The sequence below is a fragment of the Microbacterium sp. NPDC056569 genome, assembly GCF_042793475.1.
Lineage (GTDB): Bacteria > Actinomycetota > Actinomycetes > Actinomycetales > Microbacteriaceae > Microbacterium.
In genome coordinates this window covers 406,000-430,049 of record NZ_JBHTUV010000001.1, presented here as the reverse complement: position 1 = coordinate 430,049, position 24,050 = coordinate 406,000, and the positions used below count along the sequence as shown (strand labels likewise).

The following is a 24,050-nucleotide window of genomic DNA, read 5'->3' as shown; positions in this document are numbered from 1 at the left end:
CGATCGCACCTTGGCCCCGTGCGTCCGGAGTCCCGAACGCACGAGTGAGGGGTGGGTGCATGCGCACCCACCCCTCACTCGCTGCGGTATGCCGGTCAGCCCGCCATCTCGCGGATGGCCTCGTACGCCTCGAGGTTCTCACCCGTGTAGTGGTCCTTGAAGTAGTCCTCGGCCTGTCCGATGAACGCGTCCATATCGATGTCCTCGGTCTCGACGACCGTGAACGCGTCGTTGGCGCGGTACTCGTCGAGGATCTCCTCGGTCGCCTCCTCGACGCACTCGGCGTTCTCGGGACGGATCTCGTGGATGGTCTCCTCGAGCAGCGCGGTCTGCTCCTCGCTCATCTTCTCGTACGTCTTGTCGCTGACGAGGATCCAGTGGATGCCGACGTTGTGGTTGTTGAGGATCGCGGTGTTGAGCACCTCGTCGTAGCTGGAGGAGTGCGTCGCCACGATCGGGTTCTCCTGGCCGACGGCGATGCCCTGCTGGAGCGCGGAGTAGACCTCCTCGACCGCGACCGAGACCGGGTTCGTGACGCCGAGCGCGGCGGCGTTGGCCAGGAACTGCGGCGAGTTCGGGAACCGGATCGGAACGCCCTCGAGGTCGTCGGGGCTGGTGACCTCGATGTCCTTGGTCGTGAAGGTGCGGTTGCCGAAGAACCAGCCGTCGACGATGTTGACGCCGGTCGCCTCGTGGAACGACGTGAACAGGTCCTCCGAGCCTTCGTCGATCCACTTGAACGCGTGCTCGACGTCGTCGAACGCGTAGGCGGCGTCGACCACGCCGATGGGCTCGAACGTCGAGCTCAGCGCCGATGCGCCCTGCAGGTCGATGTCGATGTCGCCCGCCTGGACGAGCGGGAACCGGTCGGCGTCCGGGCCGAGCTGGCTCGCGGGGTAGAGCTCGACGGTGAAGCCGACATCGGCGCCCTCGAGCCGGTCCTTGAGCAGCTCCACGCCGCAGTAGTAGTTCGGCGTCTGCTCGTTCTGGCTGGTCGCGACCGTGAGCGTGACGGGCTCGTTCGCGGCTGCGGTCTCCGTGTTCGAACCCTCGGGCGTGCCGCCGCCGGCGCAGCCGGCGGCGACCAGAGCGGTTGCTGCGAGCGCCGAGGCGGCCAGAAGGCCGCGGCGCGTCGAGCGGGCTGTGCTCATGGGACTCTCCTCTGTTGTGTGCACGTCTTCGTGCAGGTGGTGACGTGACATTCGGTGGCTGGGGCGCGACCTCGGATCGGGGCCACTCGCCGGGGACGAGATGGCCGTCGAACACGCTGTCGCGGCCGGTGGCAGTGCCGACTCTGACCGACTTCGAACGGGCGGCAAAGCGGTGTCCCGGCGAGTGGAACATCAGGTCATCGCGGTGCGCGAGAGGTGCGGCGCCGCTGAATGGAACGACCCGCGTGCGTCGATCCATCGTGGCATACGCTCGGGTCCCACCCGCGCGCGAGCATGATGCAGGAGGCCCGATGAGCGCAGTCGAAGCCCCGCCGGTCCGCATCGGCGTGGTCGGTGCCGGGTTCATGGGGCGCCAGCACATCGGCTTCATCCATGACGCCCCGGGCGCCGCGCTGGCGGCCGTCGCGGACCCCGTTCCCACCCGCGACGCGTTCGGGTGTGCGGCCTTCGCGACCGCTTCCGACATGATCGACGGGGGCGGGCTGGACGCGGTCCTCATCGCGAATCCGAACGTGCTGCACGTCGACACCGCGATCGAGTGCCTGGAGGCCGGCCTCGCGGTCCTGCTGGAGAAGCCGGTCGCCGTCGACTACGCCCAGTCGCTCCGGCTGGTCGACGCGGTCGCCCGCCTGAACGGCCGGCTGCTGGTGGGTCACCACCGCCGTCACCACCCCGCGATCGCGCGGGCGCGCGCCGCGGTCCGCGACGGCGAGCTCGGCCGGCTCGTCGCCGTCAGCGGGCTGTGGTCGGCGCGCAAGGAGGACGAGTACTTCACCGGCACACCGTGGCACCGCAGCAGCGGCGGCGGGGTGATGCTCATCAACGTCGTGCACGATCTCGATCTGCTGCGCCACCTGTGCGGCGAGGTCGCCGAGATCCAGGCCCTGCAGAGCTCTCATGCCCGAGGACTCGAGGTCGAGGACACGGTGTCGCTGAGCCTGAGGTTCGACGGCGGCGCCGTCGGGAGCTTCCTCGCCTCCGACGCCGGGGTCTCTCCGTGGGGCTGGGACCAGGCGACGGAGGAGACGCCGGCGTTCCCTTTCCTCCCCGATGGGGTGGCCTACCGCCTCGTCGGCACGAGCGCGGCGCTGTCGGTCCCCAACCTCGCGCGCTACTCGTACGATCCGTCGGTGGCGGCGGACTGGCACTCGCCGCTGTCGCGCACATACCTCCCCGTCCGGCCCCGGGGGTCGTTCCAGGCGCAGCTCGACCACTTCGTCGATGTCGCGCGTGGCGACGTCGAGCCGCTCGTCACCGCCGAGGACGCCGCGCACACGCTCGCGCTCGTCGAAGCGGCCGCCCTCGCCGCACGCACCGGCCGCGCGGTCGACGTGCCGCAGTTCCGCGCCGCGATCGAAGCGGCGGAGCGACGATGACCGCGGCCGACGACCCCGGAGACCAGCGATGATGCGGCCCAGGACGCACCCCTTCGACGCGATCGTCGTCGGCGGAGGTCTGGCCGGTCTGGCGGCCACGCATCGTCTCGCCGGGCACGGACTGCGCGTCGCCCTGCTCGAGAAGCGCGAGCGCCTCGGCGGCAGCTCCGCGATGAGCGGTGGGTGGTTCGCGCTCTCCGGCACGGCGCTCCAGCGCCGCGCGGGCATCGAGGACTCCGGCGACCTCTTCCTCGCCGACATGATCGGCACCGGCGGCGGGTTCGCCGACCCGGCGCTGCTGACGGCGCTCGTCGACCGTCAGGCGCAGGCGATCGCGGCGATCGAACGCGCGGACGCGTGGACGGACGAGCTCAAGGTGAGCGCCGGGATGACGATCGCGCGCGCCCACCTGGTGCGCATCCTCGACGTGCTCGCGCACCTCGAGCGCGAGGCTCTCGCCGCGGGCGCCGTGATCCTCACCGGCCGGCCGGCCGACGCGCTGGTCGTCGAGCACGCGCGGGTGCGCAGCATCCGTTCCGCCGGCGATGTCTTCACCGCGGAAGCCGGCGTCGTCCTCGCCACCGGAGGGTTCTCGCGCTCCCGCGAGCTGCTCGATCTCTTCGTGCCCGATCAGGCCGCGGCGATGCCGTACGGCGGCGTCGGCAACACGGGGGACGGGCTGCGGATGGCGTGGATGCTGGGTGCCGGCCTCGCCGACATCGGCCATGTCGCGGGCACCTACGGCCAGCACCCCGACGCGACCGACGACGAGCACGAGCTCCTGACCGCGAACTACCTCGGCGCCATCCTCGTGAACGCGGGAGGGGAGCGGTTCACCGACGAGTCGCAGTCGTACAAGGTGCTCGGCACGGCGGTGCTGAATCAGCCGGGCGGCGTGGCGTTCCAGATCTTCGACGCCCGGGTGCGCGCGCTCTCCAGACCCGGCGTGCCGCTGTCGGACATGGAGCGCATCGAGGAGCTCGGACACCTGCCGAGCGCGCCGACCGTGGCCGAGCTCGGACGGCGGCTCGGGATGCCCGCCGGGGCGCTCGAGCGCACCGTCGGGCTCTACAACGACGGCGTGGCGGGGCGGCGGGAGGACGCGTTCGGCCGCACCGGTCTCGTGAACGGCGTCGGTGCGCCGGCGCCGCTGGAGACCGGCCCCTTCTACGCGTACCCCGCGGTGACGGCGATGACCTCGACGTTCGGCGGACTCCGGGTCGCGCCCGACGCGTCCGTGCGACGCATCGACGGCACCCGCATCGAGGGCCTCTACGCCGCGGGCGAGGTCGCCGGCGGCTTCCACGGCGCGTCGTACATGACGGGGACGGCGCTCACGAAGGCCCTCGTCTTCGGCAGCGAGGCCGCCGACACCGTCGCGCGCGGCTGACGCGCCGGGGCGCAGCATCCGTTCGGCTCATCACGGATGCTGCGCTCCTGCGCTCGCTCGCGCGCCCGCCGTCACTCCCCGCCGCCGGCGAGCCGGCCGGCGACCTGGATCGCGAGCTCGTAGCCGTACACGCCCGCACCGGCGATGACCACCCGGGCGACCTTCGAGATGATCGAGTGCTGATGGTCGGCGTCACGGGCGTGGATGTTCGTGATGTGCACCTCGATGACCGGGGTCGTGAGCATGTGGAGCGCATCGAGCAGCGGCACCGAGCCGAAGCTGAAGCCGGCCGGATTGATCACGACGATCGCCTTCTGGCGGAAGGCCTCGTGCACCCACTCGACGAGCTCGTGCTCCGCGTTGGACTGCGCGAAGAAGAGCTCGAAGCCGAGTTCGGCGGCCGCCCGCTCGCAATCGGCGTGCACGTCGTCGAGCGTCGCGCTGCCGTACAGCTCGGGTTCGCGCAGGCCCAGCATGTTGAGATTCGAGCCGTTGAGCACGAAGAGCTTCTTCGTCACGGATGACTCCTTCCGGGGATCGCCCCTTCTCCGGCGTCCCCGCGGGTCGTCGCGGGGACACCGGAGCCGGGGGGCGTGTGTCGCTACATCAGTCCGAGCAGCGTCGGCAGGAACGTGACGATGACTGGGAACACCGTCAGCAGCAGCAGGACCGCGCCGAGCGGTATCAGGAACGGGAGGATGCCGCGGAACAGCTCGCCCATCGGTCTGCGCGTGATCGATCCGACCACGAACAGCACGGCACCCACAGGTGGTGTCAGCGATCCGATCATGAGGTTGAGGATCATGATGACGCCGAGCTGGACCGGGTCGATCCCGAACTGGGCGACGATCGGCATCAGGATCGGCACGAGCACGAGGATCACCGGCGGCGCCTCGAGGGGGATGCCGAGCAGGATCAGCAGCACGTTGAGCATCAGGAGGAACACGAGCGGGTTGTCCGTGATGCCCGTCAGCCACTCGCCGAGCGATCGCGAGACCTGCTCGCGGGCGAGCACCTGGCCCATGAGGTTCGACGCACCGAGGATCAGCAGGATGCCGCCCGAGATGACGACGGTCTCCTTGGCCGACTTCCAGAACACCTTCCACGTCAGCGTGCGGTAGATGACGCCCAGGAGGAGCATGTACACGGCGGCGATGCCCGCGCTCTCGGTCGCGGTGAACAGGCCGCTGAAGATGCCGCCGAGGATGATCACGGGGAGCAGGGCGGGGCCGATGACACGCACCGCGGCCTTGCCGAGCATGCCGCCGTTGAACGGCTTGCTGATCGCGACATCGGGGTGGCGCCGCACCCAGAAGAAGATGTACGCGGCGAGGCCGAGCGCCATCAGCATGGCCGGGATGATGGACCCGGCGAAGAGGGCGCCGGTCGAGATCGAGGCGGTCGCGGCGAAGAGGACCGCCGGGATGCTCGGCGGCATCACGGTGCTCATCAGCGAGCCCGACGCCGTCAGGCCCGCGGAGAACCCGTACGGGTAGCCGGCCTTGAGCATCTGCGGGATCTGCACCTTGCTGGTCGACGCGGCGTCCGCGAGCGCGGACCCGCTGATCCAGGAGAAGCCGATCGCCGTGCCGAGGTTCACGTAGGCGAGGTTGCCGGGGAGCCGGGGCAGGAGCGCGCGCGCCAGGTCGTAGAGGCGGGTGGCGATGCCGAGGTTGTTGGCGATGGTGCCGACGAAGATGAACAGCGGCACGGCGAGCAGCGGGAAGCTGTTGATGCCGTTGACGATCGAGGAGATCGCGTACCCCGCCGACAGGCCGTGGCTGTAGAAGTAGAGCATGCTCGACGCGATCATCGCGAAGGCGACGGGCACGCGCAGCAGGAGGAAGACGACGAAGAGCAGGATGTAGAGCCAGAGATCCACGGTCAGCCCTCCATCTCGCCGATGTCGAGCTTGCGCTCGGGGCGGTTGGCGTAGGGGATCTTCATCGAGGAGTGGATCGCTGCCGACACGAAGCCGATGAGCGCGAAGACGTAAAGCACGCCGAGCGGCATGTGCATCGCGGCGCTCAGCCGGCCCCACTCGGTCGCGATCTTCACCCAGGCCTCGTAGGCGAGGGCGAGGCTGGTGACGACCATGATCACGGCGGAGATGACGCGCAGGGCGACGAACAGGCGCGTGCCGGCGAGCATCTCGTCGAAGATCTCCAGCACGATGTGCCCGTTGCGCCCCACGAGGTAGCCCGTGGTGATGAAGGTCAGCGCGATCATCGACAGCAGGGCCAGCTCGCCCGCTCCCACCCAGGCGACGGAGGGGAAGTACCGGCCGAGCACCTGGTACATGACGCCGAAGACGATGCACGCGAACAGCGCGACGCCGATCGTGATCTCGATGCCGGACAGAACCCGGATGAACACCGGGTCGGCGGGCACGCCCTGGTTGAGCTTGGGCGTGGTGTAGAAGGTGTTGGTGTGCGGGTAGATCGACTCGCCGACGCCTTCCTCGTGCGCTGCTGCGGCAGCCGCTTCGGGTTCGGTGTCGCGGCCCTCGTCCGGCCTCTCCTCGGGCTCCTGCCCGGGTTCCTTGTCGGTCATGGCACGACCGCCATGGTGTCAGGGTGCATTGCCAACCTCTCTGTCGATGCGGGCCGAGCGTGCGCACGCGCATCGCTGCCTCTGCGACTCTGGACTGCCAGCGGGTGCGTGCAAAGACGAGTTTCGCCGAATGGGACACCGGCCGCACAGACCGATCCGCCCCCGTCGCGAGGACGGAGGCGGATCGTTGTCGAGCGGCTGACGACTACTTCACGACGGTCACCGTGGCGGTGGAGGAGAGCTGCTCCTGAACCCCCGCCGCGTTGAGGACGTTCGTCCTCACCGTCAGCTCGACCTCCCCTGTCGGCACGTTGTTGTCGACCGCGGTGGCGTCGAACTGGAGGATGATCCGGTTCTTGTTCGCGGTGACCTTCGACGCCTCGACCGGGGTCGACGAGAGCGGCGTGACCAGCACGGCGCCGCTGTCGTACGTGTAGCCGGCCGGCAGTTCGAAGTGCGCCGACACCTTGCCGTTGACACCGGTGAACAGCCCGGTGCCCGAACCGAGGTTCAGGGTGCCCGGTGTGAACTTCAGCGCGCCCGGCTGGTCCTGCGGCGTGAGGTAGACCTCGATCTTGCCCGTCGGCCGCGGGTCGGTGCAGTCGTTGAAGTAGTACTCACCGGCACGCGTGAAGGTGTGCTGGTAGGTCTCTCCCGGCTGCAGCTTGGCGTTGAACTCACCCTCGAAGAACTGCGTCGCGCAGTGCGGCTTCAGGTTGGGGAAGTTCGGGAACGTCTCGGCCCCTGGGTTGCGGAACGTCACCGTCGTGCCGACCGGCACCCGCAGGTTGGTCGGCTGCATACCGGCCTGCGCGACGCTGTCGCGGGCGGCGGCGGTGTCGGCGGTACGGCTGGAACGGGCGAGGAGCACGGTGTTGTTCACCGTCGAGCCCTCGACCGCCGCGCCGCTCACCGGACGACGGATCGTCAGCGGTGCGGTCATCGGACCTTCCTGACTGCCCGATTCGGTCCGGTACTGGCCGCCGAGCTTGAACGACCAGAGCGAGTCGCCCTGCGTCACCGAACCGCCGTACGGGTTCGTCGACCCGGCCGCGAAGAACGCGACGTATTGCTCGCCGTCGACCTCGTAGGTGACGGGAGCCGCCGCGATGCCCGAGCCGGTCTGGAACTCCCACAGCACGTCGCCCGTCCGGGCGTCCATGGCCAGCGCGCGTCCGTCGATCTGGCCCACGAAGAGCAGATCGGATGCTGTGGTCATGGGTCCCTGGCCGTGCGACATGTCCGTGCCCAGGTGGTTCTGCCACGCGACCGCGCCGGTCGACGCGTCGTAGGCGGCGATGCCGCCGGTCTGGTACTGCCCGATCGCACGCTGGCCGTTGGCGGCCGCCCCGTTCCAGTGCGCCACCGGGTTGGTGCCGTACGGGAAGTAGACGAGGTTCGTGCTGTGGCTGTACGAGTTGTTCGACCAGTCGCCGCCGCCGTTCTGGCTCGTCGTCGACAGGATCGGCGCGTCCCACTGCGGGTCGTACATGCATCCCTCGCGGTTGCCGGCGTGACCCTCCGGGTACGAGAGGTAGGGCTCGTCGACCGCGACGTAGCTGTCGGGGTTGAAGACGAGGTTGCCCTCGGCGTCCGGCTGGTAGCCGTTGTAGTTCGGCACCGCACGCCACGGGTCGCCCGGGATGTTGGCGGGGTCGAGCTTCTCCCACACGAGGCACTCCGGCAGGATGCGGTGCTCGGGGAACGGCTGCGTCTCGGAGTGCTGCTGCCGCGAGTCGGTGATCATCTCCTTCTCGACCACCGGGAGGGCCGGCTCACCGGTCGTGCGGTCGAGCACGAACTGGTGACCCGACTTGCTGCCGTAGAACACCACCTTGCGCTCCTGGCCGTCGATCTCGATGTCGGCGAGGGTCGGCGGATGGACGTTGTCCATGTCCCACACGTCGTGGTGGATGGACTGGTAGTGCCACTTGTACGCACCGGTCGAGGCATCCACCGCCACCATCGTCGTCGAGAACAGGTTGTCTCCGGGGCGGAGCGAGCCGTTCTGGGACGACGTGCAGCTGCGTGCGTTGCCGAACGTCATGATGTAGAAGTTCTGCTCGGGGTCGACCGCGCCGTTGATCCACGACGTCGCTCCGCCTTCCTCGGCGCAGTCGGTGCCGTCCGCGAGGACGGGACCCCAGGTCGCCGACGCGTCGAAGGTCACCCCGTCGACACCGGTGAACAGCTCGCCCCGCTTGGGTCCGCCGAAGAAGTGCCACAGGTACGAGCCGTCGCTCGCATCGAGAGCGACGACCGCGCCGCGATCGCCGTCGGCCGCGTGGGCGTAGACGATCCCGTCGTAGTACACGGTCGCGACCTTTCCGACGCGTCCGAGGTCCTCGCCGTTGGCCCCGGTCGGCTGCACCGCCCATACTTCGGCGCCCGTGGCCTGGTCGAGGGCGACCACGCGATTGCCGCCGGCCAGCGTGTAGATCTTGCCGTCGCCGGCCGACACACCACGCCGTGTGCCCGACAGCCCGTAGACGGTGTTCTCCCACTTCCAGACGGGGTCACCGGTCACGCCGTCGACGGCGATCACGCCGCCGCTCGGGGTGTCGAGGTAGAGCACGCCGTCGACGACGATGGGAGTCGTCTGCTGCCCGGCGTCGTCGGACGCGGGGGCGACCGCCGACACGTGCGTGCGCCACGCCGGCGCCAGATCCTTGAGGTTCTGCTTCGTGATCTGCGTCAGGCCCGAGTAGTGCTGGTTGCCGAGATTGCCGCCGACGGTCGGCATGTCGGCTCCGGTCGGCTCGAGGCCGGTCAGCCCCGCAGGCGGGACCGGCTCGGCCGGCCGCATCTGTCCGTACGCGGGTGAGGCCGCGACGGCGAGCACTATCGCCAGCGCGCCGATTCCCGCAGCTCCCAACCTCTTGGTCAGTCGTTTGCGCATCCCTTGCTCCTTGATCGTCTTCGATCTGACGACGCGCGGTACTTCGCCCGCTCCTCGTCACTCTGGGGAATGCCGTCCGGCCCGCTCGATCTGGGGGTCGGCCGCACCGGCCGGCGCTCGGGACGCTAACCGCGGGCGCGACGACCGGCAACCGCGCGACCCATCGAGTGGTACAAGTCCCGCGCGGTCGCCGGCGGGACGAGGCGGAGAGCGGCGCCCTTTCTGCCCAGTGGGACACCCTTTGTCGCGCCGGTCGGCGTCTGAATAGCATTCGGCGGTCGGCATCAATGCCCATGGACGGAGTTGTCATGGCTGCTTCAACAAGCAAGTCGCTCTCGCTCGAGCAGCAGCAGGAGCTCGACGAGGTGTTCGCCCGCGCACGGGCAGCGCTCGCGATCATCGAGACGTACGAACAGGCGCGCGTCGACCGCCTCATCCAGGCGGTGGCGTGGGCCGTGGCGAACCGGTCCTCCTTCCACCGCCTGGTGGAGATGGGGATCGAGGAGTCGGGCCTCGGAGACTTCGGCAGTCGCATGAACAAACGGATGAAGATCCGCGGGGTGCTCCGCGACGCGCTGCGCAGCCCCTCGGTCGGCGTCATCGAGGAGGATGCCGAGAAGGGCCTCGTCAAGTACGGCAAGCCGGTGGGCGTCATCGGCTGCGTGGTTCCGACGACCAACCCCGACCTGACCCCCGCGGGCAACGCGATCTACGCGATCAAGGCGCGTGACGTCGTGGTGTTCTCGCCACATCCCCGTTCGAAGCACACGACGTTCGAGACGGTCCGCCTCATGCGCGAGGCGCTCGAGGCCGAAGGCGCTCCGGCCGACATCCTGCAGTGCATCACGCTGCCCAGCCTCGCAGCATCCCAGGAGATCATGCGTCGCTCCGACCTCGTCATCGCGACCGGCGGGCAGGGCCTGGTGCGCGCGGCCTACAGCTCGGGCACTCCGGCCTACGGCGTGGGCGCGGGCAACGCGACGGAGTTCGTCGACGAGACCGCGGACCTCCAGGAGACCGCGCGCAACTGCATGCTGTCGAAGACCTCGGACTTCGGATCGGGCTGCTCGGCGGACGGGAACGTGCTCGTGCCGGCGTCGCGGTACCGCGACATGCTCGACGCGCTGCAGGCCGAGGGCGGCTACCTCGCGACGGCGCAGCAGCGCGCCGCGCTCCGGTCGGTCATGTGGGACGACGAAGGGCACCGCCTGCCCGACACGGTCGCGATCTCGCCGCAGGTGCTCGCTCGCGCCGCGGGATTCGAGATCCCGGAGGACCGTCGGTTCATCCTCGTGGAGGGCGACGGCATCGCCGAGGACAAGCAGTTCTGCAAGGAGAAGCTGACCACCCTCATGGCCGTCCACGCCTACGAGGGGAGTTTCGAGGACGGCGTCGAGCTCGCCAAGCAGCTGTACGACATCGGCGGCAAGGGCCACTCCTGCGGCATCGCCTCCACGGATGACGCGCACATCGACTACTTCGCCCGTCACATGCCCGTCTCGCGGATCATGGTGCGTCAGCCGAACTCGAAGGCGAACGCCGGCGCCTTCACGAACGGGATGCCGATGACCTCGTCGATGGGCTGCGGCACATGGGGAGGCAACATCACCTCGGAGAACGTGTCGCTGCGTCACTACCTGAACACCACGTGGGTCTCGCGCACCATCGCGGAAGACCGGCCGTCCGACGAGGAGCTGTTCGGCGAGTTCTACGACGCGGCGCTCGAGTCGGCCGAAGCGGTGCCGTCATGAGCGCCCCGGGTGACCGCGACCGTGAGGAGCCGGTCGCGGCCGCTGCGGCGGAAGCCGCACTAGACGAAGCCCGGCGGTGGTGGCACACCGACATCATCGACATCCATCCGGGAGAGATCGCGCTGCGCGGCTACCCGATCCAGGAGCTCATCGGCAACGTCGGCTTCGTCGACACGATCTGGCTGATGCTTCGCGGCGAGCTGCCCACGCCGGCCCAGACGGCCCTGTTCGAGTCCGCGCTCGTGGCGTCGGTCGACCACGGGCCGCAGGCGCCCTCCATCGCGATCGCCCGCATGGCGACGACGTGCGGCGTTCCCGTCAACGGCGCGATGGCCTCTGCGATCAACGTGCTCGACGACATCCACGGCGGACCCGGACAGCAGTGCATGGAGCTCTATCTCGAGATCGAGGCCGAGGTCGAACAAGCCGGCGGCGTCGGCGAGGCGACGCGCGTCGTGCTGCAGCGCCATCGTCACGCAGGGCTGAGGTACGTGCCGGGCTTCGGCCACCGATTCCACCCGCTGGACCCCCGCACGCCGCGCCTGCTGTCGCTCGTCGACGCCGCGGCCGCGGACGGGGTCGTCGACGGCCGTTTCGCCGCCATCGGGCGCGCCGTCGAGGGAGCCATCAGCGAGGGAAAGCCCCACCGCGTCCCGATGAACGTGGACGGCGTCACCGCGGTCATCTACTGCGAGCTCGGATTCACCCCCGCGCTCGGACGCGGCGTCTTCATCCTCGCCCGATCGGTCGGCATCCTCGCCCACGCCGTCGAGCAGATGACCCAGGGCGGGCGGATCAAGGGCCCGATGCCCAAATCCATCGGATACACGTACACGGGGCCGGCGCGTCGATCGGTCCCCGTCGAAGACGACGAAAGAAGGAGAACGTCATGAAGGACCTGGTCTCGAACCAGATCGTCCGGTATCTGGAGGCCCGCGACGTCGAGCACGTCTTCGGGCTGTGCGGTCACACGAACATCGCCCTGCTGGCCGCCCTCGAGAAGAGCGAGCAGATCTCCTTCGTGAACGTGCGGCACGAGCAGATCGCCGCGCACGCGGCTGACGGGTACGCGCGGGTGACCAAGCGCGCGGGGGTCGTGCTCACCCACCTCGGCCCCGGCCTGACGAACGCCACGACGGGGGTCGCCAACGCCGCCCTCGATTCCATCCCGATGGTCGTCATCGCGGGCGACGTGCCCACCCACTACTTCGGGAAGCATCCGCACCAGGAGATCAACCTGCACGCGGATGCCGCTCAGTACGAGATCTACCGCCCGTTCGTCAAGCGCGCCTGGCGGGTCGACCAGCCCCACCTCGTCGCCGAGGTGCTCGACAAGGCCTTCACCCTGGCCGAGAGCGGTCGTCCCGGGCCCGTGCTCGTCGACGTCCCGATGGACGTCTTCTCGGCGGAGGTCGAGGTCGCGTCGTTCGACAAGGTCGTCGGCAACACCCGCGCGCTCGCGAAGCCCAGTCTCGACGAGGCGGTCGCGGAGCAGATGGTGCAGAACCTGCTGGATGCCGAGCGCCCGGTGCTGTACGTCGGCGGCGGGATCATCGCCGCGGATGCCTCGGCCGAGCTCGCCGAGTTCGCCGGACTGCTCTCCCTCCCGATCGCACACAGCCTGATGGGCAAGGGGGCTGTGCCGGACGACAATCCCCTGGTGCTCGGGATGACCGGATTCTGGGGCACCGGGTTCACCAACGAGACGACACGGACCGCGGACTGGATCCTCGCGCTCGGGACGCGGTTCGCCGAGGCCGACTCGAGCTCGTGGTACGCGGAGTACACGTTCGACATTCCGGCCACCCGGCTCATGCAGATCGACATCGATCCGGCCGAGCTCGGACGCAACTACCCGCTCGCGCTCGGCGCTCTCGCCGACCTCAAGTCCGCGCTCGGGGTGCTGATCCGGGTGGCGCGTCGCGTCGCGCCGTCGGGAGTGCGTCGGGACGCGCTGCTCGCGCGGATCGCCGAGAGCCGCGCGGCGGTGAAGCGCGAGAATGCGGCGGCACAGGCGTCGGACGCCTGGCCGATGCGTCCGGAGCGCATCCTCTCCGAGACGCGCGCGGTGCTGCCGGCCGACGCCATCATCACCACGGACGTGGGCTGGAACAAGAACGGCGTCGGCCAGCAGTTCGACATCCTCACTCCGGGCACGTTCCTCACCCCGGGAGGCTTCGCGACGATGGGGTTCGGCGCTCCGGCCGCCGTGGGGGCGAAGATCGCCCACCCCGGCCGTGTCGTCGTCTCGCTGGTGGGCGACGGGGGCTTCGGCCAGAATCCCGCGGTGCTTGCGACCGCGCGCGAAGAGAACGTGGCGGCGATCTGGGTGGTCATGAACAACAACGCCTTCGGCACGATCGCGGGGCTCGAGAAGGCCGCCTTCGACACGACCTACGGGACCGTGTTCGGAAACGGCGACGACCCGATGTACACCGACTACGCGGCGATCGCGCGGGCATACGGGATCGCCGGCATCAAGGTCGACTCCGCGGCCGAATTCCGGCCCGCGCTCGAGCAGGCCATCGCCCTGGGCGCTCCGGTCGTGATCGATGTGTCGATGGTCAACGTCCCGACGCCGACCACGGGCCATTGGAACATCCTGGACATTTACACGCCCGGCGAGACGGTCGAGCACGTCGCGACGCACTGAGATCCGTGCAGCCATGAACCGCGCATTCGATCCGCGCCGGGTCGCCATCTCGACGGTGTGCCTCTCGGGCACGCTGGAAGACAAGCTGCGCGCAGCGGCGGAGGCCGGGTTCGCCGGCGTGGAGATGCTCGAGTACGACCTCGTCATGTCGGCGTGGTCGCCCGGGCGTGTGGCCGAGGAGGCCGCGCGCCTCGGGATCTCGGTGGACGTCTATCAGCCGTTCCACGTCGAGGCCGTGGCGCCCGAGCGCTTCGACCTGACGCTTCGCCGCGCCGAGCGGAAGCTCGACCTGCTGTCCGAGCTCGGGGCGCGCGTGCTGGTGTGCTGTTCGTCCAGGTCGGCGGAGGGGATCGAGGACGACGAGCTCGCCGCCGAGCAGCTTCGCAGACTCGCCGATCTCGCACACCACCGCGGGATGCGGCTCGCCTACGAAGCCGTGCCCTGGGGGCGCGTGCGCACCACAGAAAGAGCCTGGCGTCTGGTGCAGCGCACCGACCACGCCGCGTTCGGGCTGTGCCTCGACAGCTTCCATCTGCTGTCGCAGGGGAACGATCCGGCTGTGGTCGCCGAGGTCGACATCGACAAGGTGTTCCATGTGCAGCTGGCGGATGCGCCTCGGCTGAACATGGACGTCCGCGAATGGAGTCTTCACTACCGGATGTTCCCCGGTCAGGGTTCGCTCGACGTCGCAGGGCTGCTCGGCCGGCTGATGGCGAGGGGATACGACGGGCCGCTCGCCCTCGAGGTGTTCAACGACGTCTACCAGCAGGAGGATCCGCGCCACACCGCGACCGACGCCATGCGGTCGATCCGCGCGCTCGCAGAGTCCGTGGGCGCGGCCGAACCGGCGGACGCCGCGCGGTCGCCCCGGGAGGACCTGCCACCTGCGCCCCCGCTCGACGGCTTCGCATTCGTGGAGCTCGCGGCCGACGACGTCTCAGGGCCCCTTGTCGCCCGCGCCCTCACCGCGCTCGGGTTCGCCCATGCCGGGCAGCACCGGTCCAAGCGCGTGCAGCTGTGGGAGCAGGGCGACGCGCGCGTCGTGCTCAATCTCTCACCCGAGCGGTCGATCGATCCCGCGACGGCCTCCATCTGCGCGCTCGCCGTCGAGAGCGCGGACGCGACCGCGTCGATGCGTCGCGCGGAGAGGCTCGGCGCGCCGAAGCTCGCGCGGCCGCGAGGACCGCGCGAGGCCGATCTGGGATCCGTGGCCACCCCGGGCGGCACCGCCTTGTTCTTCTGCGATCCCCGTCGCGGCCGGCACTGGCGCCGGGATTTCGAGGCGACCGGGGCGACGGCGTCGCCGACGCCGCTGCTGCGTGACATCGACCACGTGGCGATCACCGAATCGATCGACGACTTCGACCAGTCCGCGCTCTTCTTCCGCGCCGTGCTCGGACTGGTGCCCGGCCAGCCGACCGAGATCACCGCCCCGTTCGGTCTCATCCGGACGTGGTCGGCGAGCGACCCGGGCGGTCGCGTCCGCGTCGCGCTGAGCACGACGCCGCTGCGGCGCGGCGACTGGGCGCCCGGCGTGTCGAATCCCCAGCTCGTCGCGTTCGCGACCGATGACGCCATCGCCACCGCGAAGCGCCTGCAGGAACGCGGGGCGCCGATCCTCGAGATCCCCGGCAACTACTACGACGACCTCGACGCGCGGATGTCGCTCCCCGATGGACTCGTCGCCACGCTGCGCGAGAACTCGATCCTCTACGACCGCGACGAGACGGGGGAGTTCCTCCACTTCTTCACCGAGATGGTGGGTTCACGCGTCTTCTTCGAGGTGGTGCAGCGCATCGGCGGCTACGACGCCCTCGGCGACCCGCACACGGTGCCCCTGCGGATGGCAGCCCATCGGCGGCAGCGCATGCGCATGCTCGCGAGCGCACCCGCCTTCGACTCGTCCGAGCCGCGGCACGACTACTCGCTCGCGCACCTCACGGCGCTGAGCCTGTCGCCACCGGAGCTCGTGGACGCCGCGGCCGCGGCCGGCTACCGATACGTGGGGGTGCGGATGACCAAGGTCACCCCGCAGGAACCGCACTACCCGCTCGCGTACGACCCCGCACTGATGCGGGCGACGAAGACGCACCTGGCCGCGACCGGTGTCGAAGTGCTCGACATCGAGCTCGCACGCATCACCTCAGGGGACAGCCCTCGCGACTACCTGCGATTCCTCGAGGCGGGCGCGGAGCTCGGAGCCCGCCACGTCATCGCGCAGCTGCCCGACGCGGACTTCGCACGCAAGACCGATCGGTTCGCCGAGCTGTGTCAGCTCGCGCTGCCCCTCGGCCTGACCATCGATCTGGAGTTCCCCTCCTGGACCGAGACCCCGGACCTCGCGGAGGCGACCCGCGTGCTCCGTGCGGCGGCGGCGCCGAACGCCGGACTGCTGATCGACGTGCTGCACTTCGCGAGGTCGCGGTCCAGCCTCGAGGACCTTCGCGATCTTCCGCGGGAGTGGTTCCATTACGCACACGTGTGCGATGCGCCGGGGAAGATCCCGACCACGACGTCGGGGCTGATCCACACCGCACGCTTCGAGCGGCTGTTCCCCGGTGAGGGCGAGATCGACATGATCGCCATCCTCGAGGCGCTCCCGGCGGACATCCCCTTCGCCCTGGAGATCCCCCGCGCGACTCTGGTGGCGCAGGTCGGAGCGAAGGAGCACGCAAGGCTCGCGATCAGCGCCGCCCGCCGTCACCTCGACGCACGCCATCCCGCGCCGGAGCCGAATCCGATCCGGCTCCCTTCCGATCCCGTCTGAGGGTGCGGGAACGCCCTCTGCACGAGCAGAATGGCCTCGGCGGCAGACAGCCGTCGAGGCTGGGGCGGAAGGCGGGCGGCGTGGCGGCTATCGATGGGAAATGGGCGCTGGAGGTCGCGTCGTTGGCGGGTTCCCACCACTTCGACGTCACGCTGATCACCGTCGGCACTTCGCTCAGCGGCACCGCGATCGGACCCACCGGTCCGATCGCGATCAGCGGCGGCACCGTCTCGGGCGACATCGCCGAGTTCACGCTCGACCTCGTGGCGCCCCTGCCGATGTCGCTCGCCGTCAAGCTGCACGTCGTCGGGAACCGGCTGACGGGCACGGCGCAGGCGGGCCCCTTCCCGCCGTCGACCATCGTCGGCACCCGCACCGGCTGACCCGATCCCCTCGTCTACGAGAGCGGTCGCGGGCGGGCCAGTGGCACCGTGGCCGCCATCATCCAGCGCGGCAGACGGAACATCGGACGATCCTTGCCGAGCGCGTCGACGCCCGCCATCTCGGCCGGGCTGAGCTCGAAGTCGAAGACGTCGATGTTCGCCGCGATGTGCGCCGGATTCGTCGACTTCGGGATCGCCACGAACCCGCGCTGCACATGCCAGCGCAGGATCACCTGCACCGCCGACTTGCCGTGCGCGGCCGCCGCGCCGACGACCGCGGGCTCCGACAGCAGCGTGGTCGAGCCGTGGCCGAGGGGGTACCAGGCCTCAGGCACGATCGCGTGCTGCGCCAGGTAGGGGAGCAGAGTCGGCTGCTGCCAGTGCGGGTGCAGCTCCACCTGGTCCACGACCGGTTTGATGCGCGCTGTCGTCAGCAGGCGCTCGAGATCCGCCACGGCGAAGTTGCTCACCCCGATCGCGCGGACGACGCCCTGATCGACGGCCTCCTCCATCGCCCGCCACGCGCCCTTCACGTCGCCGACGGGCTGATGCAGCAGCAGCAGATCGAGAGCACCGCAGTCGAGCCGTTCGAGCGCTCCGCCGATCGCGGCGCGCGCCTTGGCATGGCCGTAGTCGGAGGGCCACAGCTTCGTCGTGACGAAGATCTCGTCGCGCGCGACTCCGGACGAACGGATGCCGCGCCCCACCGCCCGTTCGTTGCGGTAGATCGCCGCGGTGTCGATGAGCCGGTAACCCGACTCGAGGGCGGTCCTCACGCTCGCCTCACACACCGCGGTGTCGGTCACGAGATAGACGCCCAGGCCGAGCTGCGGCATCCGTGTTCCGCTCGAAAGCGGGATGCTGCCCACCATTGCCGCCCCTTCCGCCAGGCACGTCGACATCGGGCTCGCCGGTACGGCCGCGTGGGGTGGCCGACGCTTCGGGGCCCTGTTCGAACTGTAGATTCTGCGCGCGCTCACCGGCAGTCCCCTTGCGTCATGGCGATCGCGCGGGCCGGTAGCGTGGGAGAGTGCGGGAACTGTCGGAAGCGGGCGTCGAGTTCGTGCGCGAACGGCACATCGGCACGCTCTCGACGCTGGCGCCGTGGGGCGGCATCCATGCGATCGCGGTCGGGTTCACGCTGCACGACGGCGTGCTGCGGGTCATCACCTCGCGCGACTCCCAGAAGGTGCGCAACGTCCGCCGCGACGGCACCGCCACGATCAGCCAGGTCGACGGCGCCCGGTGGCTCGCCTTCCAGGCGACCGCGACGGTGCACGACGATCCCGACGAGGTCGCCCTCGCCGTCGCCCTCTACGCCGAGCGTTACCGTCAGCCCCGCGTGAATCCTCTCCGCGTCGCGATCCTCCTCGAACCCGTTCGGCTGCTGGGCAGCAGCGGGCTTCTTCAGGAAGCCCCCGCCACCCCCTAGAGTCGTGCCGATGGAGATCGTCGACGGTCCGCGGGTGGAGTCGCGCGCGCAACGTGCGACGCTCGGCATCCGCCGGCGGACCCCCTTCCGGGGAATGCTCGCCGAACGCGACCGGCTCCTCGCGGAGCTCATCCGCTGGGTGGGCGAGCACCGGGTCGAGCCGGAAGGCCCGTTCTTCCTGCGTCTGCACACCGTCGACATGGCGGGCGAGATGGACCTCGAGGTCGGCGTGCCGGCGACGGCGCCCGACGGAGGCGCCGTGACCGCCGGCGTGATCCCCGCCGGCGACTACGCGGTGCTCGCGTACCGGAATCACTCGTTGCAGGCCAACCGTCTGCTGCAGTCCTGGGCGGCGGAGAGCGGCCTCGCCTTCGACGTCGCCGATTCTCCGGATGGAGACCGCTGGGCGGCGCGATTCGAGAACTACCTCACGGATCCGCGGACCGAGCCGCGCAAGACCCGGTGGACGGTGGAGCTCGCCTTCCGCCTGCGGTGACAGCATCCGTCTCCCGCATGTCTAGAGCCAGCGACGCACCCGCGCACGATAGTCGTCATACTCGGCCCCGAACTTCTCGCTGAGGTAGCGCTCCTCGGGCACGACGGCACCCCACCAGAGCGCGGCGATTCCGAGAGGCGTGAGGATGAGCGCCCAGAACGACGGCCAGAGCAGCGCCAGGCCGACGTCGAGCGCGATGAGGCCGACGTACAGCGGGTTGCGGCTGACCCGGAACGGGCCCCGGTCGAGGATCGTGCGCGTCGCTCCGCCCGGCAGCAGCGCCGTGCGGTGCCGGGCCATGAGCCACAGCGCCCATCCGTTCCAGATCGCGAACGCGACGATGAGCACTGCGGCGATCGCGCGCGAGGGCCCCGCCGGCAACGCGACCGGGTCGCCCAGCACGGCGGTGAGGATCCATCCGGCCACGAGCGGAACCCCGAGCGCCACCGGCGGCCAGATGCGATACGCGGGCGCGTCCGCCATGCCCGCAGTGTAGCCCTGAGTCTGAGGCGGCCGGCTCTAGTGTGGGCGGCATGAACGGATGGGTCCTGACCCTCGCCCTGACCAGCGCCGCGGTGAACGCATTCGGGGTCTTCGGCGGCTGGGACGCCGTCAAGGGTGCCCGCGCGGAGGACCACGTCGCGCGCACAGCGGGCTGGTACCTCGCCATCCGGTGCGCCGCGCTCGCCGTCGCCGCGCTCGTCGGCGCACTCGGCGTCTGGCTCGCGTGGCGGTGGGAGATCACCGGCTGGGTCTTCGCCGTCGCCGCCATCACGGTGCTGGTGCAGCTGCTGGACGTGCCCGTCTGGCTGTCGCGCCCGGACAGGTGGAAAGCGGCCGCCGCGTTCTTCTTCGCGGTCGTCGTCGGGGCGGTGGGAGCGGTCGCGCTGCTCTCGCTCTGACCGGGCGCTCGGCGGCGCCGGGGTACCGCTGACGCCGTCGGACGCCTAAGGTCGCGAGGGTGGGCGTCCGCAGCTTCGAGCACATCGGCGTCATCGTCCAGGACCTCCAGGCGGTGGCGGACTTCTTCGAGATGCTCGGATTCCGCCGGAGCGAGAAGGCGCGCGTCGGCGGCCCGTGGGCCGATCGGGTCAATGGCCTGACCGGGACCGACGTCGAGATGGTGTTCCTCACCGCGCCCGACGGCTCGGGCACGATCGAGCTCTCGCGGTTCCTGCAACCGGAGAGCCCGGCATCCGTCGGCGATCTCCCGTCGAACACGCTCGGCCTCCGTCATCTCGCGTACCGCGTCGACGACGTCGAGGGCATGCTCGTGGAAGTCCGTGCCGCCGGCTACGACACGATGGCGGAGCTCGTGAACTACGAGGACCAGTGGCTCGTCTGCTACGTGCGCGGCCCCGAGGGACTCATCATCGAACTCGGGCAGCGGCTCGACGACTGAGTCCCGCGGGCCCGATCACCGCGCGGCGCGGTCCCTCTCACGCGCACGCCGACGTCCGCGTTCCGCGGGTGCCGGGCTGTGCTGCTCGGCCGCCAGCCGCTCCGCTTCGAGGCGCTCGGCCTCCTCGCCGCCGATGGCCTCACCGCGCGCGACGAGCCCGGCGACGTCCGACAGCGGGATCTGCTTCAGGAACAGGGCCAGCACGAAGGCGATGGCGATGAACGGCACGAGGTACCAGAACACCGGCGCGAGCGCGTCGGCGTACGCGTCGACGACGCCCGTCCGCACCGTGTCGGGCAGCGCGTTCAGCACCGACGGGTCGATACTCGACGTCGCCTCGCCGGCCTGTTCGGCGCTGGCACCGGCGTCGGTGAAGACCTTCGTGAGGTTCTCGGTGAGCCGCGTCGTGAACAGCGTGCCGAACACGGCGATGCCGAGCGCCGCGCCGACCTCGCGGAAGTAGTTGTTCGTCGACGTCGCGGTTCCGAGGTCTGCCGCGGGCACCGCGTTCTGCACGACGAGCACGACCACCTGCATGATGCAGCCGAGACCCACACCGAACAGGAACAGGTACACGCAGATCAGCCAGATCGGCGTGGATGCCGTGAGCGTCGTCATCAGCACCATCGCGATGCCCACGATGAGCGTGCCGACGATGGGGAACAGCCGGTACTTTCCGGTCCGGGTGATGAGCAGACCCGAAGCGATCGAGGTGCCCATGACGCCGACCATCATCGGGAGCATGAGGAGACCGGATGCTGCAGCCGACGTGCCCGACGACATCTGGAGGAACGTCGGCACGAAGCCGAGCGCGGCGAACATGCCGATGCCGATCGCCATGCCGATGGCCGTCGCGTTGAGGAAGATCGGGTTGCGGAACATCGCCAGCGGCATGATCGGGTCGGCCACGCGCGACTCGGTGAAGATGAACAGCCCTGCCGATGCCACGAGCCCGGCACCCCACGCCCACGTCGCACCGGAGTCCCAGCCGTGGTCCGCCGAGCCGCCGAAGTCGGTGAAGAAGATGAGGCATGTGGTCGCGGCCGAGAGGAACAGCACGCCGAGCCAGTCGATCGGCTTCTCGGCCTTCTTGTTCGGAAGCTTCAGCGCGAACACGGCGATGAAGAACGCCGCGATGCCGACCGGGATGTTGATGTAGAACGCCCACTGCCAGGTCAGGTGGTCGACGAAGAAGCCGCCGAGGAGGGGACCCGCGATGGCCGCCAGGCCGAACACGGCACCGAGCGGGCCGAGGTACTTGCCGCGCTGGTCGGCAGGCACGATGTCGGCGATGATCGCCTGCGACAGGATCATGAGTCCGCCGCCGCCGATCCCCTGGATGGCGCGGAACACCACGAACATCCAGAAGTCGGTGGCGAACGCGCAGCCGACCGAGGCGAGCGTGAAGATGGCGATCGCCACCATGAACAGGCGCCGCCGGCCGAGGACGTCGCCGAACTTGCCGTAGATCGGCATGACGATCGTGGTCGCGAGGATGTACGCCGTCGTGATCCACACCTGGTGCGAGACTCCGCCGAGCTCACCGACGATGGTCGGCATCGCGGTCGAGACGATGGTCTGGTCGAGGCTCGAGAGGAGCATGCCCGCGATCAGTGCGGAGAAGATGATCCAGATGCGCCGCTGCGTCAGCAGGAACGGCGCGTCTGGGCCGGGCGTGGCGGTCGGGACGGTGGCGGTGGTCATTCGGGTGTTCCCATCAATGCGGTCTGCGTGGCGAAGAGGTCGCGCGCCGCGCCGATGCGCCGCTCGAAGATCTGGATGAAGGAGTCGGGGTTGCCGGGCCCCAGGAACTCGCCTGCCGCTGAACGCACCAGCGCTCCCACGATCTGCGCGGCGACCTGCGCCCGCAGATCACCCGACGGGAGGTTCTCGCGCTGCTCGATGAGACGCGCGTCGAACTGCTCGCCCTCGAAGCCCAGCTCGAGCATGCGTGCGAGCAGCCGCGGCTCCTTCTCGACGGCGCGGAACAGGTCCTGCACCGTGTCGGGCGCGATGTCGAGGGCGCGCCAGCGCTCCTCGGCGAGGAGGGCGAGGTCGGTGAGCAGGTTCGAAGAGATGCCCGGGCCGTCCGACCCGCCGGCGAGGAAGCGGGCGATGGCCGCAGCATCCGATCGCTCCAGTGGGACGCCGAGGACGGCGTCGTCCTTCGACGCGAAGTAGTTGAAGAACGTGCGCCGCGACACCGCGGCCTCGCTGCACAGCTCCTCGACGGTGAAGCCCGCGAGGCCGCGCTCGGCGGTGAAGTGCCGCGCGGCGCGGGTCAGGGTACGCGTGGTGTCGGCGCGTCGGCGCTCGCGGAGCCCATCTGCACTATCTGTCACATCATGCAGTTTTGCACTCAAGCTATCTTCGTGCAAGTTGGCAGGCGGTGCCGCACCCCGATCACGCGTTCGACAGGTCAACCGCGCCTCCGCAGGACCGAACTGCGTTCGAGGGCCCTGCAGAGCCCCGGTTGACCTGTCGAAGGGGGGGTGGGTCAGTGCGCGGGGCCCACCGTGGAGGCGCGCGGCAGCAGCTCCGGCAGCAGGTGGACGCGCTGCACCGGGCGGCGCGCGCCCTCGCTGAGGCGGGCGACCATCGTCTCGACCGCGAGGCGCCCGACCTGCTGCTTCGGCGGGCGGAGGGCGGTGATCGCGGGCTCCGCGCTCTCGGCGACCTCGTCGTCGTACGCGACGATCGCGAGGTCGTCGGGGATGGACCAGCCGTGGTCCCGCGCGTGCTGCTGCAGCAGCACCGCCTGCGGATCGTTGTGGATCAGCAGCGCTGTGGTGCGTGTCTCGCGGCAGCGCTCGAGCACGTCGGCGATGAGGTCCTCGCGGGCGACCCCGTCGAGGGCATCGAGCGTGGCGTCGACGTCGACGAGGCACTCGAGGCCGAGTCCCTCGACGGCGCGATCCCAGCCGCGCCGCAGCTGCCACGACGTGGGGGAGCCCGCCGACGTGAGGATGCCGACGCGGCGGTGGCCGAGCGAGGCGAGGTGGTCGGCGGCGAGCGAGCCGCCGAAGACGTGGTCGGTCGTGACCCACTCGAGGCCGGTGAGCGCCAGGGTCGACGGCACGCGGCGCTCGGCGAGCACGACCGGGATCGGCAGCGCCTCGAGCCAGTGCAGGAGCGCGCGCCCGTCGGCGCCGAGCGTCTCGGGCGCCGCGATGAGCCCGTGCAGGCTCCCCGACTCGACCAGGGATGCGATCTGGCGGCGCTGGTCGTCGACCGAGTAGGTGGCGCCGCGGAGGATGAGCTGCACGCCGAGTTCCGTCGCTGCGGCCCGCGCGCCGATCATGATGTGCGGCCAGTAGTAGCTGAGCGACGGCACGACCATGCCGACCCGGAACCGGATGGCGGCGCCCGCCGACGCGGGGACGGTCGTGTCGAGCCGGCTGCGCAGCGTGGCCCCGCCGTGCACGCGCGTCACGAGGCCCCGATCGGCGAGCAGCCCGATGTCGCGCCGGATGGTGAGCTCCGAGACCCCGAGTTGCCGCGCGAGGCCGGCGACCCGCACCGAGCCGGAGCGACGCAGTTCGTCGAGGATGTGCTCGCGGCGCGAGAGACCGAAGGCCGGTGGGTCAGGCGACTGCTCCATGATCGCCTCAGCGTACAAGTGTGTTCGATTCGCTTCAAGACTGAACGAGTATGTTCGGTTTGGTACCGGCATCCGCGCCTCTCGCGAGAGGATTCCGGGGCGGGCACGCGGTCGTGCCCCTTTCGTGCGTCGACGCCGGCCCTGGTCTGCGCGTGCACGCGAGAAGCCCCAGGGG

General features: G+C 69.9%; 21 protein-coding genes. 11 read left to right on the top strand and 10 right to left on the bottom strand.

Going from position 1 to position 24,050, the window contains the following annotated elements; all coding sequences use genetic code 11:
- Nucleotides 1–95: 95 nt before the first annotated feature.
- The gene (gene dctP, locus ACFQ7C_RS01715) at nucleotides 96–1,151 is read right to left on the bottom strand and encodes a TRAP transporter substrate-binding protein DctP (RefSeq protein WP_378897084.1); all 1,056 of its coding nucleotides are present in this window, start codon (nucleotides 1,149–1,151) and stop codon (nucleotides 96–98) included.
- A gap of 311 nt (nucleotides 1,152–1,462) precedes the next feature.
- Between dctP and ACFQ7C_RS01710 the strand changes: the two genes are divergently transcribed.
- On the top strand, nucleotides 1,463–2,548 hold the full coding sequence (locus ACFQ7C_RS01710; protein ID WP_378897082.1) for a Gfo/Idh/MocA family protein: 1,086 nt from the start codon (nucleotides 1,463–1,465) through the stop codon (nucleotides 2,546–2,548).
- Between the two features lie 28 nt (nucleotides 2,549–2,576).
- Complete coding sequence (locus tag ACFQ7C_RS01705; protein WP_378897079.1) at nucleotides 2,577–3,938, top strand: FAD-dependent oxidoreductase; 1,362 nt, start codon at nucleotides 2,577–2,579, stop codon at nucleotides 3,936–3,938.
- 71 nt (nucleotides 3,939–4,009) lie between these two features.
- On the opposite strand, the gene ACFQ7C_RS01700 is transcribed toward ACFQ7C_RS01705, so the two are convergent.
- From ACFQ7C_RS01700 to ACFQ7C_RS01685, 4 genes are all read right to left on the bottom strand, one after another.
- The gene (locus ACFQ7C_RS01700; protein ID WP_378897076.1) at nucleotides 4,010–4,456 is read right to left on the bottom strand and encodes a type II 3-dehydroquinate dehydratase; all 447 of its coding nucleotides are present in this window, start codon (nucleotides 4,454–4,456) and stop codon (nucleotides 4,010–4,012) included.
- Between the two features lie 83 nt (nucleotides 4,457–4,539).
- Entirely contained in the window at nucleotides 4,540–5,820 is a 1,281-nt protein-coding gene (locus ACFQ7C_RS01695) for a TRAP transporter large permease (protein WP_378897073.1), read from the bottom strand.
- 2 nt (nucleotides 5,821–5,822) lie between these two features.
- Nucleotides 5,823–6,491 carry a TRAP transporter small permease gene (locus ACFQ7C_RS01690; protein WP_378897070.1) on the bottom strand — a complete coding sequence of 223 codons (669 nt, stop codon included), beginning with the start codon at nucleotides 6,489–6,491 and terminating at the stop codon, nucleotides 5,823–5,825.
- Between the two features lie 205 nt (nucleotides 6,492–6,696).
- The gene (locus ACFQ7C_RS01685; protein WP_378897067.1) at nucleotides 6,697–9,390 is read right to left on the bottom strand and encodes a PQQ-binding-like beta-propeller repeat protein; all 2,694 of its coding nucleotides are present in this window, start codon (nucleotides 9,388–9,390) and stop codon (nucleotides 6,697–6,699) included.
- A gap of 308 nt (nucleotides 9,391–9,698) precedes the next feature.
- Here ACFQ7C_RS01685 and ACFQ7C_RS01680 point away from each other — a divergent pair, with 308 nt between their 5' ends.
- The 5 genes from ACFQ7C_RS01680 (at nucleotide 9,699) to ACFQ7C_RS01660 (ending at nucleotide 16,944) form a co-directional block, all read left to right on the top strand.
- Complete coding sequence (locus tag ACFQ7C_RS01680; protein ID WP_378897065.1) at nucleotides 9,699–11,141, top strand: aldehyde dehydrogenase family protein; 1,443 nt, start codon at nucleotides 9,699–9,701, stop codon at nucleotides 11,139–11,141.
- Nucleotides 11,138–12,034: a citryl-CoA lyase gene (locus tag ACFQ7C_RS01675; RefSeq protein ID WP_378897062.1), complete on the top strand. Its 897-nt coding sequence runs from the start codon at nucleotides 11,138–11,140 to the stop codon at nucleotides 12,032–12,034. The genes ACFQ7C_RS01680 and ACFQ7C_RS01675 overlap by 4 nt, the downstream gene beginning before the upstream one ends.
- A complete protein-coding gene (locus ACFQ7C_RS01670) occupies nucleotides 12,031–13,794 on the top strand; it encodes a thiamine pyrophosphate-binding protein (protein ID WP_378897059.1) in 1,764 nt (587 codons plus the stop codon). Before ACFQ7C_RS01675 ends, ACFQ7C_RS01670 begins: the two co-directional genes overlap by 4 nt.
- A 13-nt stretch (nucleotides 13,795–13,807) precedes the next feature.
- On the top strand, nucleotides 13,808–16,561 hold the full coding sequence (locus ACFQ7C_RS01665) for a TIM barrel protein (protein WP_378897057.1): 2,754 nt from the start codon (nucleotides 13,808–13,810) through the stop codon (nucleotides 16,559–16,561).
- Between the two features lie 80 nt (nucleotides 16,562–16,641).
- Complete coding sequence (locus ACFQ7C_RS01660; protein ID WP_378897055.1) at nucleotides 16,642–16,944, top strand: hypothetical protein; 303 nt, start codon at nucleotides 16,642–16,644, stop codon at nucleotides 16,942–16,944.
- A gap of 14 nt (nucleotides 16,945–16,958) precedes the next feature.
- Here the strand turns inward: ACFQ7C_RS01660 and ACFQ7C_RS01655 are convergent, their stop codons facing one another.
- Nucleotides 16,959–17,816 (bottom strand): aldo/keto reductase, encoded by an 858-nt coding sequence (locus tag ACFQ7C_RS01655; RefSeq protein WP_378897052.1) that lies wholly within the window; start codon nucleotides 17,814–17,816, stop codon nucleotides 16,959–16,961.
- A 158-nt stretch (nucleotides 17,817–17,974) separates the two neighbouring features.
- On the opposite strand from ACFQ7C_RS01655, the gene ACFQ7C_RS01650 reads away from it, so the two are divergent.
- Entirely contained in the window at nucleotides 17,975–18,376 is a 402-nt protein-coding gene (locus tag ACFQ7C_RS01650; protein ID WP_378897050.1) for a PPOX class F420-dependent oxidoreductase, read from the top strand.
- Nucleotides 18,377–18,386: 10 nt separating this feature from the next.
- Entirely contained in the window at nucleotides 18,387–18,872 is a 486-nt protein-coding gene (locus ACFQ7C_RS01645) for a GyrI-like domain-containing protein (RefSeq protein WP_378897047.1), read from the top strand.
- Between the two features lie 21 nt (nucleotides 18,873–18,893).
- Here the strand turns inward: ACFQ7C_RS01645 and ACFQ7C_RS01640 are convergent, their stop codons facing one another.
- On the bottom strand, nucleotides 18,894–19,355 hold the full coding sequence (locus ACFQ7C_RS01640) for a methyltransferase family protein (protein WP_378897045.1): 462 nt from the start codon (nucleotides 19,353–19,355) through the stop codon (nucleotides 18,894–18,896).
- Between the two features lie 50 nt (nucleotides 19,356–19,405).
- On the opposite strand from ACFQ7C_RS01640, the gene ACFQ7C_RS01635 reads away from it, so the two are divergent.
- Both ACFQ7C_RS01635 and ACFQ7C_RS01630 read left to right on the top strand, forming a co-directional pair.
- On the top strand, nucleotides 19,406–19,774 hold the full coding sequence (locus ACFQ7C_RS01635; RefSeq protein ID WP_378897043.1) for a hypothetical protein: 369 nt from the start codon (nucleotides 19,406–19,408) through the stop codon (nucleotides 19,772–19,774).
- Between the two features lie 59 nt (nucleotides 19,775–19,833).
- Nucleotides 19,834–20,274 (top strand): VOC family protein, encoded by a 441-nt coding sequence (locus tag ACFQ7C_RS01630; RefSeq protein ID WP_378897040.1) that lies wholly within the window; start codon nucleotides 19,834–19,836, stop codon nucleotides 20,272–20,274.
- A gap of 15 nt (nucleotides 20,275–20,289) precedes the next feature.
- On the opposite strand, the gene ACFQ7C_RS01625 is transcribed toward ACFQ7C_RS01630, so the two are convergent.
- From ACFQ7C_RS01625 to ACFQ7C_RS01615, 3 genes are all read right to left on the bottom strand, one after another.
- Nucleotides 20,290–21,978 (bottom strand): MDR family MFS transporter, encoded by a 1,689-nt coding sequence (locus ACFQ7C_RS01625; RefSeq protein ID WP_378897038.1) that lies wholly within the window; start codon nucleotides 21,976–21,978, stop codon nucleotides 20,290–20,292.
- Nucleotides 21,975–22,616 carry a TetR/AcrR family transcriptional regulator gene (locus ACFQ7C_RS01620; RefSeq protein WP_378897035.1) on the bottom strand — a complete coding sequence of 214 codons (642 nt, stop codon included), beginning with the start codon at nucleotides 22,614–22,616 and terminating at the stop codon, nucleotides 21,975–21,977. The genes ACFQ7C_RS01625 and ACFQ7C_RS01620 overlap by 4 nt, the downstream gene beginning before the upstream one ends.
- 155 nt (nucleotides 22,617–22,771) lie before the next feature.
- On the bottom strand, nucleotides 22,772–23,875 hold the full coding sequence (locus tag ACFQ7C_RS01615; RefSeq protein ID WP_378897032.1) for a substrate-binding domain-containing protein: 1,104 nt from the start codon (nucleotides 23,873–23,875) through the stop codon (nucleotides 22,772–22,774).
- Between the last annotated feature and the right edge of the window lie 175 nt (nucleotides 23,876–24,050).

Excerpts from the sequence above, each read along its gene's own strand:
- dctP (WP_378897084.1), bottom strand. The coding sequence starts at position 1,151 with ATGAGCACAGCCCGCTCGACGCGCCGCGGCCTTCTGGCCGCCTCGGCG.
- ACFQ7C_RS01710 (WP_378897082.1), top strand. The coding sequence starts at position 1,463 with ATGAGCGCAGTCGAAGCCCCGCCGGTCCGCATCGGCGTGGTCGGTGCC.
- ACFQ7C_RS01705 (WP_378897079.1), top strand. The coding sequence starts at position 2,577 with ATGATGCGGCCCAGGACGCACCCCTTCGACGCGATCGTCGTCGGCGGA.
- ACFQ7C_RS01690 (WP_378897070.1), bottom strand. The coding sequence starts at position 6,491 with ATGACCGACAAGGAACCCGGGCAGGAGCCCGAGGAGAGGCCGGACGAG.
- ACFQ7C_RS01685 (WP_378897067.1), bottom strand. The coding sequence starts at position 9,390 with ATGCGCAAACGACTGACCAAGAGGTTGGGAGCTGCGGGAATCGGCGCG.
- ACFQ7C_RS01680 (WP_378897065.1), top strand. The coding sequence starts at position 9,699 with ATGGCTGCTTCAACAAGCAAGTCGCTCTCGCTCGAGCAGCAGCAGGAG.
- ACFQ7C_RS01675 (WP_378897062.1), top strand. The coding sequence starts at position 11,138 with ATGAGCGCCCCGGGTGACCGCGACCGTGAGGAGCCGGTCGCGGCCGCT.
- ACFQ7C_RS01670 (WP_378897059.1), top strand. The coding sequence starts at position 12,031 with ATGAAGGACCTGGTCTCGAACCAGATCGTCCGGTATCTGGAGGCCCGC.
- ACFQ7C_RS01665 (WP_378897057.1), top strand. The coding sequence starts at position 13,808 with ATGAACCGCGCATTCGATCCGCGCCGGGTCGCCATCTCGACGGTGTGC.
- ACFQ7C_RS01655 (WP_378897052.1), bottom strand. The coding sequence starts at position 17,816 with ATGGTGGGCAGCATCCCGCTTTCGAGCGGAACACGGATGCCGCAGCTC.
- ACFQ7C_RS01645 (WP_378897047.1), top strand. The coding sequence starts at position 18,387 with ATGGAGATCGTCGACGGTCCGCGGGTGGAGTCGCGCGCGCAACGTGCG.
- ACFQ7C_RS01640 (WP_378897045.1), bottom strand. The coding sequence starts at position 19,355 with ATGGCGGACGCGCCCGCGTATCGCATCTGGCCGCCGGTGGCGCTCGGG.
- ACFQ7C_RS01635 (WP_378897043.1), top strand. The coding sequence starts at position 19,406 with ATGAACGGATGGGTCCTGACCCTCGCCCTGACCAGCGCCGCGGTGAAC.
- ACFQ7C_RS01625 (WP_378897038.1), bottom strand. The coding sequence starts at position 21,978 with ATGACCACCGCCACCGTCCCGACCGCCACGCCCGGCCCAGACGCGCCG.
- ACFQ7C_RS01615 (WP_378897032.1), bottom strand. The coding sequence starts at position 23,875 with ATGGAGCAGTCGCCTGACCCACCGGCCTTCGGTCTCTCGCGCCGCGAG.